The following is a 16651-nucleotide window of genomic DNA, read 5'->3' as shown; positions in this document are numbered from 1 at the left end:
CTTTGAGCCACACCCTAATCTACTAAGATTCAGAGTGTGGCTCATTTTTATTCGGTTAGATTCTGCAGGTTCTGGACGTAGATACTTCTTACCATTTTTATGGATATCAAGCCCTATTGTGTGACTTTCCAATTTATGGTTGATAGTCTGGTGGTGGGATGATTTAGAAAATTCTGAACAAGGAGGAGTTTTATGAAGAAGGTAGTATCTACAGTCGTTACGCTTTTGATGGTGTTTGGTTTTGCTAACATTGGTCTTGCAGAAACTGACAAAGATTGTGGAGATTTTAGCACTTGGCAAGAAGCCCAAACTTTTTTTAACAACAATGACCCAGCAAACGATCCACATGACTTAGATCGAGATGATGACGGCATTGTGTGCGAAAGTTTAAGTGGCTATGACAGTACATATGTCGCTGGCACACCGGTAAATGGGTCTGACGACGCAACGTCGGATGAATCTTCTGATGAAGCTTCAGACGATTCAGCAACGGATGATACAACAGAAGCAAGTGACTCTGAAGAACAAGGCGATGCAATGCCAGACACTGCTACGAACTACCCTGCCTTTATGCTTTTAGGAATGCTCGTTATCGTGATTGGTGCATTACTTTTTGTTAAACGTAAAGCTCATGAATAAAGTGTAAATCATCCCAAATGAAAGACAGGCTGGCGCCTGTCTTTTTTTGTGGGATCTGTCACAGGAACCACCCGTTTTTTGTCGAAGGGAATGTGGAATAGGAAAGAGAAATGTTAGTTATAGGAGCGTGAAGGTATGATTCAATTCCAGAAGAAGAATGTAACCGTGTTTCAAAGTTCGTTGTATATGACGACCTCAGCAGTGATCGAGACAGATGATGCCGTGATCATAACGGATCCGAACTGGCTGCCGGTCGAGGTAGAAGGGATTAAGAAGTACGTTGAAAGTCTTCTCGGCAGCAAGCAACTTTATATCATCTACACACATAACGACTATGACCATATCATTGGAGCGGGTGCCTTTCCTAATGCGGTCGTTTTCGCTTCTGAAGCGTTCGCTACGTATCCAGATAAAGAGAAAATCGTTCAAGAAAACCGAGAGTTTGATGAAGCTCGTTATTTAGAACGCTCGTATGAGCATGTTTATCCTGAAGTCGATGTGGTCGTAACACATGATGAACAGAAGCTTGAAGTGGGAGACGTCACGTTAACGTTTTACAAAGCGCCGGGACACACAGACGATGGGATCTTCACCGTCGTCGAACCGTACGGCATCTTTCTGTCGGGTGATTACTTATCAGACGTCGAATTTCCTTTCATAACAGGCAGCTATCTCGATTATGTTCGGACGATCGAGAAAGCTGAGATGATTTTTTCTCGATACGATATCAAGCTGCATGTGCCAGGACACGGTCGAACAACGGAAGAGAAGCGTGAAATGGAGAGCCGCCTCGACTTTACGATGCACTACCTTCAACAACTACCAAATGAAGATGATGGATTACAAGAACACATGAAGGAGAAGTTTACGTTCTTCAATTTTATGAGTGGTGTTCATGATGATAATAAAATGGTCGCTAAGCGGGAGCTCGGAAAGTGAAGCGTCTAGATACAAAGTCTAAGGTGAATTTCCTCCTTTAGAAGGCTGAACGATGAGTCTTTTTGAAATAAGATAGAAGACAGAGAGGAGGAACACGATGACGTTACCGTATTGGGCACAGAGATATCTAGAGCGATTAGGGATCGAACAGGAGCCGCCAACATTATCTTTTCTTGAAAAAGTGTGTCGAGCACACTTAAACGCTGTCCCCTTTGAAAACATTAGTAAGCTTCTGTATTTGAGAGATTTTGAGAAAAATGGCTTTCATATTCCGCCGATCGACGTATACGTAGAAAACATGTTTCAGTTCGATTATGGCGGCACGTGTTACACAAACAACTCTCATGCTTTGACTCTATTAAAAGAGTTAGGATTCATAGGCTATCATGTACAGTTAGGTTCTTCTCATATCGGCATTATCATCGAGCTCGATGGAGAAAGGTGGTATGCAGATTTTGGTTCTGCCTCTCCTTTTTTCAAGCCGGTTAACTTTGAGAAGGATCATGATAATCTGACCGCATATGATATCGAGGAAATAAGAATTATTCCGGACCCAAACCAAGAAGGCTTTTATCGCTTCGTACGCTATCGAGATGGCAAGGTTGTGAAAGATGACTGGGACTTCAAGCCGGATGAAGGGAAGGAGTTTGGAGAGTTCACTGAAACAGTAGAGCAATCCAATAAATCAGGTGCTTTCTTTCTTACTCATTTACGCTGCCACCACTATCAGTTAGAACAAAACCGGACGCTTTCTCTCATCAACAACAAGCTGTCGATCAAGTATGACGACCAGCGTGTGGAAGAAGTAATGTTAACTACGCGAGAAGAAGTCAAGGAAGTGATGGAGAAAGAGTTTCACCTCCCTAACCTTCCTGTAAAAGAAGCGATCGATGTCCTAGGTGAATTAGGAGTCGATGTATTTAATAGAGAGAACGCGACGAAAGTTTAAGAAGTTTATGTTAATCCCAGAATGTGGTAAAATTAATGATAAACACTGCATGAAAGGAGGGAATGCGGTGGGATTTATCATTGCCCTTTTAACGATCCTATCATCTGCAGGTTTCCTTTATTACATGGGGAAGTCCGGACAAAAGTGGGACATGAGTCAGGGTGAAGAAGAGTAACCTCTTCTCTTTTGATCGTGTTATTAAGGGATTTAACAAGTTGATTAGGAAAGCACATTCCAAGCTGAGGAATGTGCTTTTTTACGTTCTCGAATGAGCGTATTCTTGGGAAAGAAGACGAATTACAGTTATTATGTTAACATGGTACCTGTTGTAATTTTAGGGAATTAAAGGTTAAGGAGGGATTATATTGGATAAATGGTTTAAGTTTCTTGAGATTAATGCACCGCGAATCTTTGATTTAACGATAGAACACGCCATCTTGGTCGGAGCAGCGATCCTTGTTGCACTATTGATCGGAGTTCCTCTTGGCATTTATTTAACAACGAATGATTATCTGGCTGAGACGGTTCTTCAGATTGCGTCAGTCATGTTGACGATCCCGAGTATCGCGCTATTTGGCGTTATGATTCCGATCTTTTCGATTGTGAACCTTGGTATTGGATTCGTGCCAGCTTTCGTTGCGCTAGTGTTATACGCGCAGCTACCCATTATACGGAATACATATACCGCAATCCGTAACGTAGATCCTGAGATGAGAGATGCAGCGATCGGGCTTGGGATGAAGCCGATTCAGAGGCTGTTTCGCGTCGAAATACCGAACGCTTTTCCTGTCATTATGGCAGGTATTCGAACGGCAGTCGTGATCAATATTGGTATCGGTGTAATCGCAGCTTATATCGGGGCAGGTGGTCTCGGCGTTCTGATCACGCAGGGAATCACGCGTGGAGATAATTACTTAATCATAACTGGGTCTGTTGCAGTAGCAATATTAGCAATGATCGCAGATGGATTCTTGATGTGGATTCAAAAAAGGTACACACCAAAAAGCATTGCGAATTAAAGAGTGAGGTGCAGAGATGATAACTTTCGATAAAACGACGAAAACATACGATGGCGGCGTCACTGCTGTTAAAAGTGTGGATTTTACAGTTGAAAAAGGAGAAATCGTTGTGTTGCTCGGACCATCTGGGTGTGGGAAAACAACGCTACTCCGCATGGTAAACCGTCTGGAATCGATATCTGATGGGAAGATCATGATTGATGGTGAAGATTCGATGTCACTAGATTCGATCGAATTACGAAGAAAGATCGGGTACGTGATTCAAAGTAACGGATTGTTCCCGAACATGACGATCGAAGAAAACGTCATGATCGTTCCAGATCTTCTAGGATGGAGCAAAAAGGATAAGAAAGAACGATTCAAAAAGTTGATGAACATGATTAGCATGGATAGTGAGAAATTCGGTAAGCGCTACCCGCATGAACTTTCTGGTGGACAGCAACAGCGAATCGGCGTCATTCGTGCGCTCGCTGCAGATCCTCCCGTTATGCTCATGGATGAACCGTTCGGTGCGCTCGATCCGATCATTCGTGAAAAGATTCAAGATGAATTTCTACAGATTCAAAAAGAAGTGAAGAAAACGATTCTTTTCGTTAGTCATGATATCGATGAAGCGATCAGAATGGCGGATAAAATCGTGCTACTACGTGGAGGCGAGCTGATGCAGTACGACACGCCATCCGAAATGCTCGTTCGACCGAAGAGTGAATTCGTGCGAGAATTTTTTGGGAAGGACCGGGCGATCAAGAGCTTGAGCCTCCATACCATCCGTGAGCTGCAAGACATCATCGGTCTTGCGGAGTTTGATGAGGGCATCACGGATACAATCACGATCAATGTAAACCATGACCTTCGTAATACGCTCTCGATGCTATTAAACCAGGAAGCAGATCAGGTGATCGTTGTCGATGATGAAGGAAATAAGCTCGGTGCGATCACAATCGATATCGTGCAGAAGTATCTACACTTCGAAATCAAAGCGAAGCCGACCCTGGTAGAGAAAGGGTGATGGTATGAATAAGAAGAAGGTTATTAGTCAAATCGTTCGCTATTCTGTTTATGGACTGGTCGCTTTGTTCTTTTTCTACGCGATCAGTAACAATTATTTTGGCTATATTTTCAGTGAAACATCGACGTTTCTATTACTTGTGAAGCAGCATATGCAGCTTGTCTTACTCTCTTCTGGACTCGCTTTGATCGTAGCGATTCCTGTAGGCATTCTTGTTACGAGGAAAAGCTTTCGACGAGCTGAGTGGATCGTTTCGAATACGGTGAACCTCGGTCAGACGATTCCGAGTCTCGCTGTACTCGCTTTGATGATCAGTATTCTTGGTATCGGATTTCAAACAGCGGTTTTCGCCCTGTTCGTTTATTCATTGTTACCGATGTATCGAAATACGGTAGCTGGCATCGACTCGATCGATGAGAATTTAATCGATGCTGCAAGAGGGATGGGGATGAAGCCCCTTCAAATCCTTTTAAGAATCGAGCTTCCGAATGCGGCGTACTCGATTTTAGCTGGTGTTCGAACAGCAATCGTATTGAACATCGGTACGGCAGCCCTTGCCTATGTTGTTGGAGGCGGAGGTCTTGGCGTTTGGATCTTCACTGGAATTCAACTTTTCGATAACGGCTACTTAATATCAGGGGCGATTCCTGTCACGCTACTCGCCATTTTTGTTGACTACTTACTGCGTCTACTCGAGCGACGAATCGTGCCAGAAGGGTCTCGTCCACCGCAAGAATTGTAACGGTTATGACAGGAGGTGTTTTTTATGAAAAGAAAATTAATGAGCGGCGTCCTTCTCGTCGCGATCATTTCGATGCTGACCTCTTGCTCCACACTTGGAATCGGAGGGAAGCAAGTTTCTGTTGGGGGTAAGAACTTTACTGAACAGTACCTTCTTTCTGAAATGACGACGTTCTTATTGGAGAAAGAGGGGTTTGATGTGAAGCAGATGAACAACTTGGGAAGCTCGGTTGTTCGAAAAGCACTCGAAAACGAACAGGTCGATTTGATGTGGGAATATACCGGAACAGCTCTCATCACGTACATGGGACAAGATAAGATCTCTGATCCAGTTAAGGCGTTCGAAAAAGTAAAAGAACTCGATAAGAAGAATGATATCGACTGGATGAACATGTCTAACGTGAACAATACGTACGCGATTGCGATGAAAGAAGAGAAGGCAAAACAACTCGGAATCGAATCGATCAGTGATCTCGCAGCGTATATCAATGAGAACCCAGGAGAGCTTTCGATCGCTTCCGATGCAGAGTTCGCAAACCGACCGGACGGTATTCCTGGCGTAGAAAAAACGTATGGCTTTGAATTTGATTCGAGTCAAATCAAGCAGATGGACATCGGATTAACGCAACGAGCGCTGGATAATGGACAGGTTGATCTCTCAGTAGCTTATGAAACGGATCCAACGATCGTAAAATACGGCTTGGTTACATTAGAAGATGATAAGAACTTCTTCCCGCCGTACCGAGCAGCTCTAACGATCAATAAAGAAATCTATGAAAAATACCCAGAGATCGAGGAAATTACTGCACCACTAGCTGAAGAATTAAACAGCGACATCATGCGTGAGTTGAACTACAAAGTGGATATTGAAGGAAACCCTGTTTCGATCGTTGCCCACGATTGGCTTGTGGAAAATGGATTATTGGAGGAATAGGGAGAAGGTGGCAGACATCAGCGTCTGTCACCTTTTTTGTGAGTTGGGGGAAAGCTGTTACGCGTTCGTTTTTCTAGAATAAGATAAAGAAGGTGAGGAGCGTGTGTAGAATGGAGGGGAACGGCGAAGGATTAATCGTCACAGGAGCATGGATTCAAACGATCGGGGCAGCGGTGGCTGCGATCGGGAACACGATTGCTGCTATGGATAGAAGCGAAGAAGATGAACGAGTCAGCAGCGAACTTTATATTCTAGGTAACGCAGTCGAAGCAACGGGAAATTCCCTCCAAGCGGTTGGTCAAACGAAAATTCAGGAAAGTGAAGCAGAAACGCTCGGGATTGTAGGAGACTGGTTTCAGGCTGCTGGAAATATTGCAAACGTAGTCGGCGGAACGATCGTACTCAATGATGAAGTGGAGGAAGGACTGAGCATTGATATTCTTGGTGACGTTATCCAATCGATCGGTGCGAGCTTCGAAGCTCAAAGTTCTAGTCTGCTAGATTCAGATTATGCGGCGCTCATTGCAGCAGGCCAGAGGGTGCAATCGATCTCTGTTGCGATCGAGGCGATTGGTCTCGTGTATATAACGAAAGGAAAAGATAAGGTAGGACAGCAGCTGATCGCGATCGGAAGCTATGGACAAACAGCTGGTGCCGCGCTTTCTGCAATCGGGTATACGAAAGAGTACAACCGACCGCGGTTATTCCATGATTGGAATAGCGGATATTATTATTTGTAGGTAATGCCTTTATGAGAAAAAATGGAACTTCATGCTTTTCAAATTCGTACATAGTAGTAGCGCTACTTTTGGAGGTGGTTTAGTGGAGCTGCTCGTGATAGAACAATACGATGTTGTCATGCGGAATCGCGATACTATTGATCTTTTTGTATATGGTTTGGAATTACCTTTATCTGGGGATGATTTCGGTTCTTTGCATGGTAAGCTACCTGTATTTGACGTTCGCCATCTTTGTATTCTTAGAAGGTGTGCTCACGCTAACAGGATTGGCAGCGTTTATTCTTGGCCTCGGGATGGCGGTCGATGCGTCGATCCTAACGTTTGAGCGTTTGCGGGAAATCAAGAGAAGGGGAGCTTCGTTCGAAACGCTCGTGATGGAAGCCTCTAACCGTTCGTTTATAACGATTGGGGATGCACAAATAACGACCGCAATTGCTGCTTGTGGACTGTTTATCTTTGGCGTTGGCGCAGTAAAAGGGTTTGCGGTCATGCTATTCATCTCAATTGTTGCTGGGTTCTTAACCTGTTATGCATTGTTAAGACTGCTACTCTACATGATTGGTGAGGCGAGAATCGTAGAGTGGTATGAGAGAAGAAATAGAAAGGGTTGAAGGGATGAAGGCATTATTTTTACTGTATGATGGCTATGTAGAATGGGAAATCAGTACGCTTAGCTATATTTTTAGTGAAACGGACGTCGATATCGAGACCACCGCTCTGTACCGTGAAGTGACGAATAGCGGGAAGTTCAATATACGTGTGAGCAAGACCGTGAGCGAGTGTTCACCAGACGACTATGATATTTTAGTTATCCCGGGTGGTGACCCAGTGCCACTATTAGAGGAAGAGAAGTTTTTGAACCTTATCCAGAGTTTTGATGAGAAAAAGAAGTGGATCGCGGCGATATGTGGAGCTTCAACATTCCTCGGCGCGAGTTCAGTATTAGGTGAAAGGAAGTATTCGACTTCAATTGAAACAGAAGAGTTTCCAACGATCTTTGAGGTTGCAAACAAAAACAAATCGGACGTAACGGTTTGTGAAAACTTGATTACCGCTGAAGGAAATGCGTACATAGAATTTGCGGTAGCAGTCGCAAAACAGCTAGGTCTGTTTGAGGACCGTGAAGATGAATTGGAAACGGTCTTGTTCTTTAAGAATCAGCTGAGAGGCTAGCGCTTTAGTAGAGGAGGGAATGGAGTGGAAACGTTTGAAGACTATCTTAGCAAAATCGAAGAGCCTGAGCACCGCGCTCGAATGGAGGAAGTGTTCGATTGGGTTGAGGAGAAGTATCCAAACTTAGAGCGAAGGATTGCATGGAACCAACCGATGTATACCGACCATGGCACATTTATTATCGCTTTTAGTAAGGCGAAGAAGCACATGTCGGTCGCACCAGAGCGGGTCGTGATGGAGCATTTCGCTGATGATATCGATGCAGCTGGATATGATGTTACAAAAGAGCTCGTGCGAATTCCGTGGAACAAACCGGTGAATTATGGGCTGCTTGAGAAGATGATCTCGTTTAATATTCGTGATAAAGCGGAATGTACGAGTTTTTGGAGGAAGTGACTGTGTTGCAAAAGACGCCTGCTTTATAAGCAGACGTCTTTTTGTGTACCTAGTTCTGTTCGACAGCCTTCGAGCTAATCCGGGTGGTACCTGTCACCGTAGCGGTGCGATGGTCAAAGACTCGCTTTGCTTTTCCTTCAGAGCGGGGAAGGGCAGACGGTTCTTTTAAGAAGACTTCCATCGAGACGAGTGCTTCGGTTTTCACCATCAATGCGATTCTTGACGTTAGCTCTTGTGCAGCCGGATGGCTGAACGTTTGGTCGTTAAGAGACGTATAGAATTGTTCTGATACTTCGACGTGGAGTTCCACGTGATCCATAGGGCCTTTCTTATGAAGGTGAATTTGGTAGTGAGGCACCAGTTCATCAAGGCTACAGATGAATCGTTCGATCTCAGATGGAAAGACGTTAACGCCACGAATGATCAGCATGTCATCGATCCTGCCTTTTACCCGGCTCATCCTCGTCGTCGTCCTGCCACATTCACAAGGCTCGCGCGTTATCGAAGCGATATCTCCAGTTCGGTAACGGATCGTTGGTAACGCTTCTTTTGTAAGGCTGGTAAACACAAGCTCACCGTCTTGGCCGTCTTCAACAGGCTCTAGCGTATTTGGGTCAATCACTTCAACGAGAAAGTGGTCGTCAGCAATGTGAAGGCCATCCTGACAATCTACGCATTCTTGTGCAACGCCTGGACCGATCACTTCACTGAGACCATAAATGTCGGTCGCTTTAAGGTCGAACATCCGCTCGATCTGACTCCTCATCCCTTCTGACCAGGGTTCGGCCCCTAGTATTGCGATTTCTAGCGAAGTTGAAGCAGGGTCGATTCCTTGTTGGATCATTGCTTCTCCGATACTTAATAAATAGGATGGCGTACAACATATGACCCTCGGCTTAAAGTCCTGTATGAGGGAGATCTGCTTTACGGTGTTTCCACCAGATACGGGAACGGTCGCACAGCCTAGTTTTTCTGATCCTACATGCAATCCGAGGCCTCCCGTAAAGAGTCCATACCCATAAGCATTATGAAGAATATCGCCTTTTCGACCGCCTGCTAACGCGATTGCTCGAGCGACGATTTCGCCCCAGCACTCTAGATCGTTCTTCGTATAAGCGACAACGGTCGGCTTCCCGCTTGTGCCTGAAGAAGCATGAATTCGGACGATGTCTTCCATTGGACTTGCTAGTAGATTAAAAGGATAGTTTTCTCTAAGGTGATGTTTTTGCGTGAATGGGAGTCGGCGGAGATCGTCTAACGTGTTGATCTCTTCTGGGGTGATATGAGCTTCCATGAATGAATCGCGGTAAAACGGGACGTTTTGAAATGCACGCTTTACGGTGTTCTGTAATCCTTTTAGCTGATGTTTTTTCATTTCACTAGGATTCCAACCTTCACACTCTGAGTAAGTAGCCATTTCCCCATCTCCTTATATGAGATTTTTTTCACGGTTTATGTATTACGCGTTATATTTAAAGTAGTCCTTTATGGAAGCGCTGTCAATTTATTTTGAAAATTTAGACACCAATTAATTGGAAATAGTTCGAAAGTCGTTGTCTTCATGCATTCGACAAATTCCGGGCGGTACCAGGCACAGATTTCTGTATAATTTTCGTGTGCTCATACGTTATACATAATGAAAACATTCTAAGGAGGATTCGATGGAGAGGTATCAAAAGGAAAAGGATCTACAGACCTTTACTGAGAGGAACCGTGATTTAAAGTCTGAATTCGATGGATTGATCGAAGAGTACAAACAAGATCTATGGAACTACTGCCGTTATATCACTGGGTCACCGTGGGATGGAGAAGATTTATTTCAAGAAACCATTCTGAAGGCGTTCGGTGGACTTTATCAAAGATGGCATCCGACAAATCCTAAGTCATACCTTTACCGTGTCGCAACAACCACCTGGATCGACCACTGTCGGAAGCAAAAGCGGATCGTCGGAACGTTAGAAGAAGGGGACATGCCTACTGAGGAGTTTTCAGATCGATTAGATGTAGAAGAAGCGTTGACGCATCTAGCAAATCTTTTCACACCAAGAGAGTCTGCTACCTTTTTACTAAAAGAAGTTTTCACTTTCAGCGCGAAAGAAGTTGCGGGGATCGTTCACACGACGCCAGGAGCTGTGTATGCGAGCGTGAGACGGATGAAAGAAAAGCTACGTGAAACCAGCTTAGAAGAGCGCAGTAAGGAAAGCGTTGACCATAACAATCCAGTAATTAAGAAATACTTGAAGGCGTTAAGCGATGGAGACGTGGATGCTGTATTTAGCCTCTTTAGTGAAGAGGCGCAAAACGATGTAGGTCTAGGGTTTCAAGAATATTCAAAGAACGAGATGCGTTCCGGGTCTATGCAGTTTGGGTTACCTGGCTTCCGAGCGGAGCCGTTGGTGCTTTGGGAGAAGCCGGTTATCGTGGTCTTTTATGAAGATGAAGAAGGAGCAAAGATTCATGATATCCAGTATCAAGAAGTTGAAAACAATAAGATCGTCTACCATCGTAGCTTCTACTTCAGGAAGGAAATGATTTTTGCTGCAGCGAAGGAGCTAGGGTTTCAGCCACAGGTGAATAAGCCCGCTGCCGATTGGTAAAGAGAAGGTGCCTGGTACCGCCCGCTTTTGCTCGATGTTTGTCGAACGAGAGCGGGCAGGTTTTTTGGTGATTATGTTGAACGTGATATAGGTGAGCAAATGAGTAGAGAAATAGGAGTTGTGTCATGAGTAGTAGCTGGAATAACTGTTCAGATGAAGTAAAAGAGTTTGTGCAGAATGCAGTAGACGAGATGAAAGCCATTCTGAAGGAAGGTTTTGTTGGTTTTTATCTTCATGGGTCTCTTTCGATGGGTGGATTTAATCCTTCGAGAAGTGATATCGACATGATCGTTGGAGCCAAAAGGGAGTTAACGAGTGAGGAGAACGAGAAGCTGGCAACATACCTCCTTAAGGCTTCAAACAACCCATATCCAATTGAAATTAGTATTCTCACACTAGAGCATTTACAAGCATGGAAGCATCCGTGTTTTTATGAGTTTCACTATAGTGAAGACTGGCGTGAGCGATATGAGCTTGCAATACAAAATGAAGATATCCAGTACATCGCAGATTTGAAAGGAGAAGACCCTGATCTCGCAGCGCACCTCACAATCTTAAACTCTAGAGGGGTCTGCATTGAGGGACCTCCGATCAAAGAGCTTTTCCCTATGATTCCGTACAAAGACTATGTTGCTTCTATTCTATATGATTATGATGACTGTCTAGATGATATAGAGGAAAATCCAGTGTACTGTGTTCTAAACATCGTACGCGTTTATCGGTACTTACTCGATGGAGTGATTTCATCAAAACAAGAAGCAGGGGACTGGGGCAGGAAAGAGTTTACTGGAGCAATTGGTAAAACGATCGAAAAGGCTTACGAAAATTATGCAGGTATGAAAGAGCGTTCGTTTGAGAAAAGCGAACTTTCAGCAGTGAGAGAATATTTTCGACCAAGAGTAAAGAGTTTGATTAACTATAAGGAGGGCATGTGATGCTCGAACGAATCGATACGTTTTGTTTAAGAGTGCGTGATGTTGAGCGAGCGAGTGAGTGGTATCAAAAGAATCTAGGTTTGAAAGAGACCTTTCGTGATGATGGTTATCGCATTTTAAGTGTGGGTGATAGTAGCGTTCCAATCACGATTGAGGAAGGTGAACCGTCTAAATCTAAGCACCAGAACTATCCGATCTTCTTCACATCAGCGATTGCTGAGACTTATGAGACGTTTAAGAGCCGTGGTGTTGAGGTAAGCGAGCTGCAGCGTGATGAAGTGAATACGTTCTTCGACCTTTATGACCTTGATGGAAATCGAATGCAGGTTTGTTTCTGGGAGTAAAAGAAGTGGGGCGAAATGAAAGTTAAACGTATTGTAGCCCCGGTTGATTTGGGGAAAGCAAAGGCGTTTTAAGGAGATCTCCTCGACCTTGAAGAATTGATGAATCTTGGTTGGATCGCGACATATGGTTCAGCGGACGGCGCAAATCAATGCAGCTATAGATGGAGGTTCCAATATTCCTACTCCTGATCTTTCTATTGAAGTGGATGATCTAGAGGAAGCACTTTGGGTGATGAAAGAAGCGAGAGTTTTAGCATGGTCCAGTAGATGAGCCATGGGGAGTCAGGCGTTTTTTCGTAAGAGATCCTTTTGGAAAGATGCTCAATATTCTTTGTCATGCTAATGAATGAGATCAACAGGAGGAGATGAAATGATTTTACATACAAAAACATACGGAGAAGGCGAACCTGTTGTTTTATTGCACTCAGGATTACAAACTGGAGAAACTGACTTCATCGAACAAAGAAACGCATTACAGCAAAGCAGAAAGGTTATAGTGCCGGATCTAAGAGGCCATGGGAAATCAGTGAATGATGAATTTTCCAATTATTTCAAAGACGCTGCAGAGGATTTGAGAGATACGATAGACCATTTGCATCTAAATCAGATTCACTTAGTCGGTTGTTCGTTAGGTGGACTAGTTGCTTTGCTATTTGCCAAAACGTTTCCGAATCGACTGCTGAGTGTAACCTTATCAGGGATAACAGCTGATCGACCGGATCATTGGAACGAATCTCATGCAAAAGAAGTGACGTTTCAAACAGAACTTCTTCAAAACCAGGAAGTTGTTGCTCAACTTGATCAGCTTCATAGTGGTGATTGGAAGCAGTTTATCTATATGGCTCGCGATGTGAATTGGTATCCGTTTGAACTTACTTCAGATATCGACGGTGTCCATGTACCTGTATTGTTCATGGTCGGTGAAGGAAATCATGATGAAGTGAAATCTGCTTCAAAATACCAGCGGATGCATGAAAATGTTCATGTGAGTGTCCTGCCGTTTGCTTCTCACCTTGTCCATAGTGAGCAACCTTCCTTGTATACAGAGATGTTAACAGCATTTTTGGATGGAGTAGATAAAAAGAATCGCAATCTGTTGGAGTCTACCAGTTGAGTGGTAAGCTCCTATTGTATTCGTTTGATGAATGGGGATGAAAAATGATGAAAACCGAAAAACAAAAGATGCTAGACGGAGAACTGTATAATCCAGGTGACGAAGAACTAATCATCGATCGCCTTCGTGCTCGACGAATGACGAGATTGTATAATCAAACGATCGAAACAGATCACAAAGAGCGCTCACGGTTAATAAAAGAACTATTTGGTTCTACGAAGGAAAACGTGGGCATCGAACCAACGTTTAAATGTGATTATGGGTACAATATACACGTTGGAGAAAACTTCTTTATGAACTTTGATTGTGTGATCCTCGATATTTGTGAGGTGCGTTTTGGGGATAATTGTATGTTAGGTCCAGGGGTTCATATTTATGGTGCGACGCACCCTCTAGATCCAGTCGAACGTAATTCTGGAAAAGAATACGGGAAACCAATCATCTTCGGTGATAACGTGTGGATTGGAGGAGGTGCAATCATTAATCCAGGAGTGACGGTTGGAGATAATGTTGTCATCGCTTCCGGAGCAGTTGTCACAAAGAGTATACCAGATAACGTAGTCGTTGGAGGCAATCCAGCGAAGAAGATAAGAGAGGTGACACACCGTTCGACAAATAGCGGGCGGTGACAGGCACCACGAAAGAAAGAGGGGTACTATGCCAGATTTAAAGAACCAAATTATACTTATCACCGGCGCTAACAGAGGTCAGGGGCGAGCGATTGCGGAGCACCTCGTCACGCTCGGAGCAACAGTTGTTGTCGCAGCCCGAAACTTTGAAAGTGCAGTGGCCGTTTGTGATGAGCTAGATGACGAACGAGCTTATCCGATGCAGCTAGATGTTACGAGAGAACAACAATGGCAGAATGCTATGGCTGAAATAGAAGAGAAGTTCGGGAAGTTAGATGCTCTCGTGAACAATGCTGGCGTCCTAAAACGAAAAGCGTTTCAAGAAATAACCGTTGAAGACTACCAGGAGCTCATCAACGTAAACCAGCTCGGTGTATTCCTCGGCATGCAGGCAGTTCTACCTTTGATGGAAAATCAGCAGAAAGGATCGATCATCAACAACGTCTCGATCTCTGCGTTTGCACCGATCGGGAAGTCCACTGCCTATGCTGCGACAAAAGCGGCTGTTGTAGCCATGTCAAAAGCAGCAGCCATCGAAGTGGGACCTAAAGGAATTCGGGTGAACATGATCCACCCAGGTGGAGTGGAGACCGAAATGGCAACACAGGGGCAAGGTGTACCATCTTTCTATGAATCGATTCCTCTTGGTCGAATCGGCCAGCCGATCGAGATCGCAAGAGCTGTTGCCTTCCTTGCTTCAGACGAAAGCTCTTATTGCACAGGAACTGAAATTGTGGTGGATGGGGGCATGACGCTAGGATCTGCGAATGTGTAGTACAGAATCGATCGGCCGCAGTCTTTTTTCCTCGATGAAATTTGGTAGTGAGAAGCAAAAGAGCGCTTATCGTGCAATCGATGTATTAGGGATTATGAAGGATCTAAAAACGTATCATCCAGTACTTTGCGGAACCATTCCGATCGGGATCGACCTTGATAGTTCAGATCTTGATATTGTGTTGGAAGTGAATGATGCTGAAGAGTTCGAGCGGAGAGTTACAGAATTATATGGGACGAAAGATGACTTCAGATTAAAGAGAACGGTGATCAGAGGGAGAACCATCATTAAAGCTAATTTTTGGTTTCAAGGGTTTGAATTTGAACTGTTCGGACAAGCGGAACCAGTACATAACCAATATGCGTATCTTCACATGGTGATCGAGTATGAACTCATGAAGAAGCAACCTGGTATGAGGGAACGTGTGGTCGAACTTAAGAAACAAGGATACAAAACAGAGCCAGCTTTTTGTAGATTGCTTGGAATTGAAGGTGATTCGTACGAAGGGCTGATCCAATATGGTAAAGAGTTTGAATTAATCTAAACGATCGCTTTAAGCAAGAAGGAGGGAAGATACCTCCTTCTTTTCTTTGAGAATCGAGAGTTGCATTTGGAATTTTATGCTAAACTTATGGTGGAGATTCTTCGACAATATATCGTAAAAAACGGGTGGTGACAGGTACCATGAACGAGACAGGTACCATGAATGAGCTTCTTTCATGGGTAGAAGACATTAAGAACAAAAATGCTAGTTCAGCTGCTTCACTTCTTATTATGAAAAACAACGATATTCTATTTGAACATTATAGTGGCACACACAATAACACGAAGGGTGCTCGTATGGTCGATCACCATTCACGGTTCAACGTCGCATCTGCAAGGAAAAGCTATCTTGGTCTTGCTGTTGCGTTTGCTGTCTATGAAGGAAAGATTACGAGTTTAGATGATCTTGCGAGAGACTACTTCTCAGAAATAGATCCTGAGTTGCTCGGGGCGACCACCATTCGGCATCTCGTTACACATTCACATGGTCTAGATGAGGACGCCGATGGTACCGTATATAGAGAGTTCGAACCTGGTGAAAACTGGGCTTATCGAAACATCAATGTTGTCATGATGACAAAGCTCATCCACCATCTTTACAGTAAACCCTTCCCTTCACTATTAAAAGAACGAGTCTTTGAACCACTGAGTTTTACGAAGACGTGGTGGGAAGTTTCGGATGCAGAGGAGCTCGTTAGGGTGATCGTAAATCCTAATCAAGAAGGGGAACGTGCATTAGGAACAGTTGAAGATGGTCTAGATAAAAATCTCTTCGTAAATACAAGAGAGTTTGCAGAGTGGGGTAATCTTTTTCTAAACAGGGGAAAGGCGAATGGGCAACAAATCGTGCCAGAAGAGGTGATTGATCTGTCAGCGACGATTCAAAATCCACCTTACACTGATAAGGAACTACCCCAGAACGGCTTCTTCTGGTACGTTCAAGACGTTCCGCGTGAACGGAGTGAGCTTGGCAGCCGCGTTCCTAGCGGATCTTATCAAATTCTTGGTGTAACAGGACCGACGCTTCTTGTTATTCCTGAATATGGTGTGGTGGTCGCGAAGATGTACAACAAGCGGTATAACTATGGTGGTGAAAACTACTTATACTATTTAAAAGAGTTTAGTAATCTTGTAGCAGATGTTTTTAATAGATAAAGGGGATACATAAAAAGAAA

At 44.0% G+C, this 16651-nt stretch carries 20 protein-coding genes and 1 pseudogene; 20 read left to right on the top strand and 1 reads right to left on the bottom strand.

Features of this window, described 5'->3' with window-relative positions:
- Positions 1-192: 192 nt before the first annotated feature.
- The 11 genes from ACXADT_RS17870 (at position 193) to ACXADT_RS17820 (ending at position 8539) form a co-directional block, all read left to right on the top strand.
- The gene (locus ACXADT_RS17870; protein ID WP_474832182.1) at positions 193-639 is read left to right on the top strand and encodes an LPXTG cell wall anchor domain-containing protein; all 447 of its coding nucleotides are present in this window, start codon (positions 193-195) and stop codon (positions 637-639) included.
- Between the two features lie 135 nt (positions 640-774).
- Positions 775-1578: an MBL fold metallo-hydrolase gene (locus tag ACXADT_RS17865; protein ID WP_474832180.1), complete on the top strand. Its 804-nt coding sequence runs from the start codon at positions 775-777 to the stop codon at positions 1576-1578.
- Positions 1579-1675: 97 nt separating this feature from the next.
- On the top strand, positions 1676-2527 hold the full coding sequence (locus tag ACXADT_RS17860) for an arylamine N-acetyltransferase (RefSeq protein WP_474832178.1): 852 nt from the start codon (positions 1676-1678) through the stop codon (positions 2525-2527).
- 365 nt (positions 2528-2892) lie between these two features.
- On the top strand, positions 2893-3546 hold the full coding sequence (locus tag ACXADT_RS17855; protein WP_474812791.1) for an ABC transporter permease: 654 nt from the start codon (positions 2893-2895) through the stop codon (positions 3544-3546).
- A 16-nt stretch (positions 3547-3562) separates the two neighbouring features.
- On the top strand, positions 3563-4555 hold the full coding sequence (locus tag ACXADT_RS17850; protein WP_474832177.1) for an ABC transporter ATP-binding protein: 993 nt from the start codon (positions 3563-3565) through the stop codon (positions 4553-4555).
- Between the two features lie 4 nt (positions 4556-4559).
- On the top strand, positions 4560-5297 hold the full coding sequence (locus tag ACXADT_RS17845) for an ABC transporter permease (protein WP_270181340.1): 738 nt from the start codon (positions 4560-4562) through the stop codon (positions 5295-5297).
- 24 nt (positions 5298-5321) lie between these two features.
- Complete coding sequence (locus ACXADT_RS17840; protein ID WP_474832176.1) at positions 5322-6230, top strand: glycine betaine ABC transporter substrate-binding protein; 909 nt, start codon at positions 5322-5324, stop codon at positions 6228-6230.
- A gap of 110 nt (positions 6231-6340) precedes the next feature.
- Positions 6341-6970 carry a DUF6944 family repetitive protein gene (locus tag ACXADT_RS17835; protein WP_474832174.1) on the top strand — a complete coding sequence of 210 codons (630 nt, stop codon included), beginning with the start codon at positions 6341-6343 and terminating at the stop codon, positions 6968-6970.
- A 110-nt stretch (positions 6971-7080) separates the two neighbouring features.
- Positions 7081-7581, top strand: a complete 501-nt coding sequence (locus ACXADT_RS17830; protein ID WP_474832173.1) for an MMPL family transporter — start codon at positions 7081-7083, stop codon at positions 7579-7581.
- A gap of 4 nt (positions 7582-7585) precedes the next feature.
- Positions 7586-8143: a DJ-1/PfpI family protein gene (locus tag ACXADT_RS17825; RefSeq protein ID WP_474832171.1), complete on the top strand. Its 558-nt coding sequence runs from the start codon at positions 7586-7588 to the stop codon at positions 8141-8143.
- A 24-nt stretch (positions 8144-8167) separates the two neighbouring features.
- On the top strand, positions 8168-8539 hold the full coding sequence (locus ACXADT_RS17820; protein WP_474832169.1) for an iron chaperone: 372 nt from the start codon (positions 8168-8170) through the stop codon (positions 8537-8539).
- Between the two features lie 49 nt (positions 8540-8588).
- On the opposite strand, the gene ACXADT_RS17815 is transcribed toward ACXADT_RS17820, so the two are convergent.
- Positions 8589-9956: a LuxE/PaaK family acyltransferase gene (locus tag ACXADT_RS17815; protein ID WP_474832168.1), complete on the bottom strand. Its 1368-nt coding sequence runs from the start codon at positions 9954-9956 to the stop codon at positions 8589-8591.
- A 244-nt stretch (positions 9957-10200) separates the two neighbouring features.
- On the opposite strand from ACXADT_RS17815, the gene ACXADT_RS17810 reads away from it, so the two are divergent.
- The 9 genes and pseudogenes from ACXADT_RS17810 to ACXADT_RS17770 all read left to right on the top strand — a co-directional run bounded on the left by ACXADT_RS17810 (position 10201) and on the right by ACXADT_RS17770 (position 16631).
- Positions 10201-11136, top strand: coding sequence for a sigma-70 family RNA polymerase sigma factor (locus ACXADT_RS17810; protein WP_474832166.1), 936 nt, complete (start codon positions 10201-10203; stop codon positions 11134-11136).
- Positions 11137-11261: 125 nt separating this feature from the next.
- On the top strand, positions 11262-12071 hold the full coding sequence (locus ACXADT_RS17805) for an aminoglycoside adenylyltransferase domain-containing protein (protein WP_474832164.1): 810 nt from the start codon (positions 11262-11264) through the stop codon (positions 12069-12071).
- The gene (locus ACXADT_RS17800; RefSeq protein WP_474832163.1) at positions 12071-12415 is read left to right on the top strand and encodes a VOC family protein; all 345 of its coding nucleotides are present in this window, start codon (positions 12071-12073) and stop codon (positions 12413-12415) included. Before ACXADT_RS17805 ends, ACXADT_RS17800 begins: the two co-directional genes overlap by 1 nt.
- Before the next feature lie 15 nt (positions 12416-12430).
- A pseudogene (locus ACXADT_RS17795) lies at positions 12431-12765 on the top strand (VOC family protein).
- A gap of 20 nt (positions 12766-12785) precedes the next feature.
- The gene (locus ACXADT_RS17790) at positions 12786-13529 is read left to right on the top strand and encodes an alpha/beta fold hydrolase (protein ID WP_474832161.1); all 744 of its coding nucleotides are present in this window, start codon (positions 12786-12788) and stop codon (positions 13527-13529) included.
- A 47-nt stretch (positions 13530-13576) separates the two neighbouring features.
- Positions 13577-14158, top strand: a complete 582-nt coding sequence (locus tag ACXADT_RS17785; RefSeq protein ID WP_474834581.1) for a sugar O-acetyltransferase — start codon at positions 13577-13579, stop codon at positions 14156-14158.
- Positions 14159-14186: 28 nt separating this feature from the next.
- On the top strand, positions 14187-14933 hold the full coding sequence (locus ACXADT_RS17780; protein ID WP_474832159.1) for an SDR family NAD(P)-dependent oxidoreductase: 747 nt from the start codon (positions 14187-14189) through the stop codon (positions 14931-14933).
- Positions 14926-15477 (top strand): DUF4269 domain-containing protein, encoded by a 552-nt coding sequence (locus ACXADT_RS17775; protein ID WP_474832158.1) that lies wholly within the window; start codon positions 14926-14928, stop codon positions 15475-15477. Before ACXADT_RS17780 ends, ACXADT_RS17775 begins: the two co-directional genes overlap by 8 nt.
- A 140-nt stretch (positions 15478-15617) precedes the next feature.
- Positions 15618-16631 carry a serine hydrolase domain-containing protein gene (locus tag ACXADT_RS17770; protein WP_474832156.1) on the top strand — a complete coding sequence of 338 codons (1014 nt, stop codon included), beginning with the start codon at positions 15618-15620 and terminating at the stop codon, positions 16629-16631.
- Positions 16632-16651 lie beyond the last annotated feature (20 nt).

It is taken from the genome of Anaerobacillus sp. ABR4_321 (genome assembly GCF_056158505.1).
The sequence above is the reverse complement of the archived record's forward strand: the minus strand, read 5'-3'. Positions and strand labels throughout refer to the sequence as shown.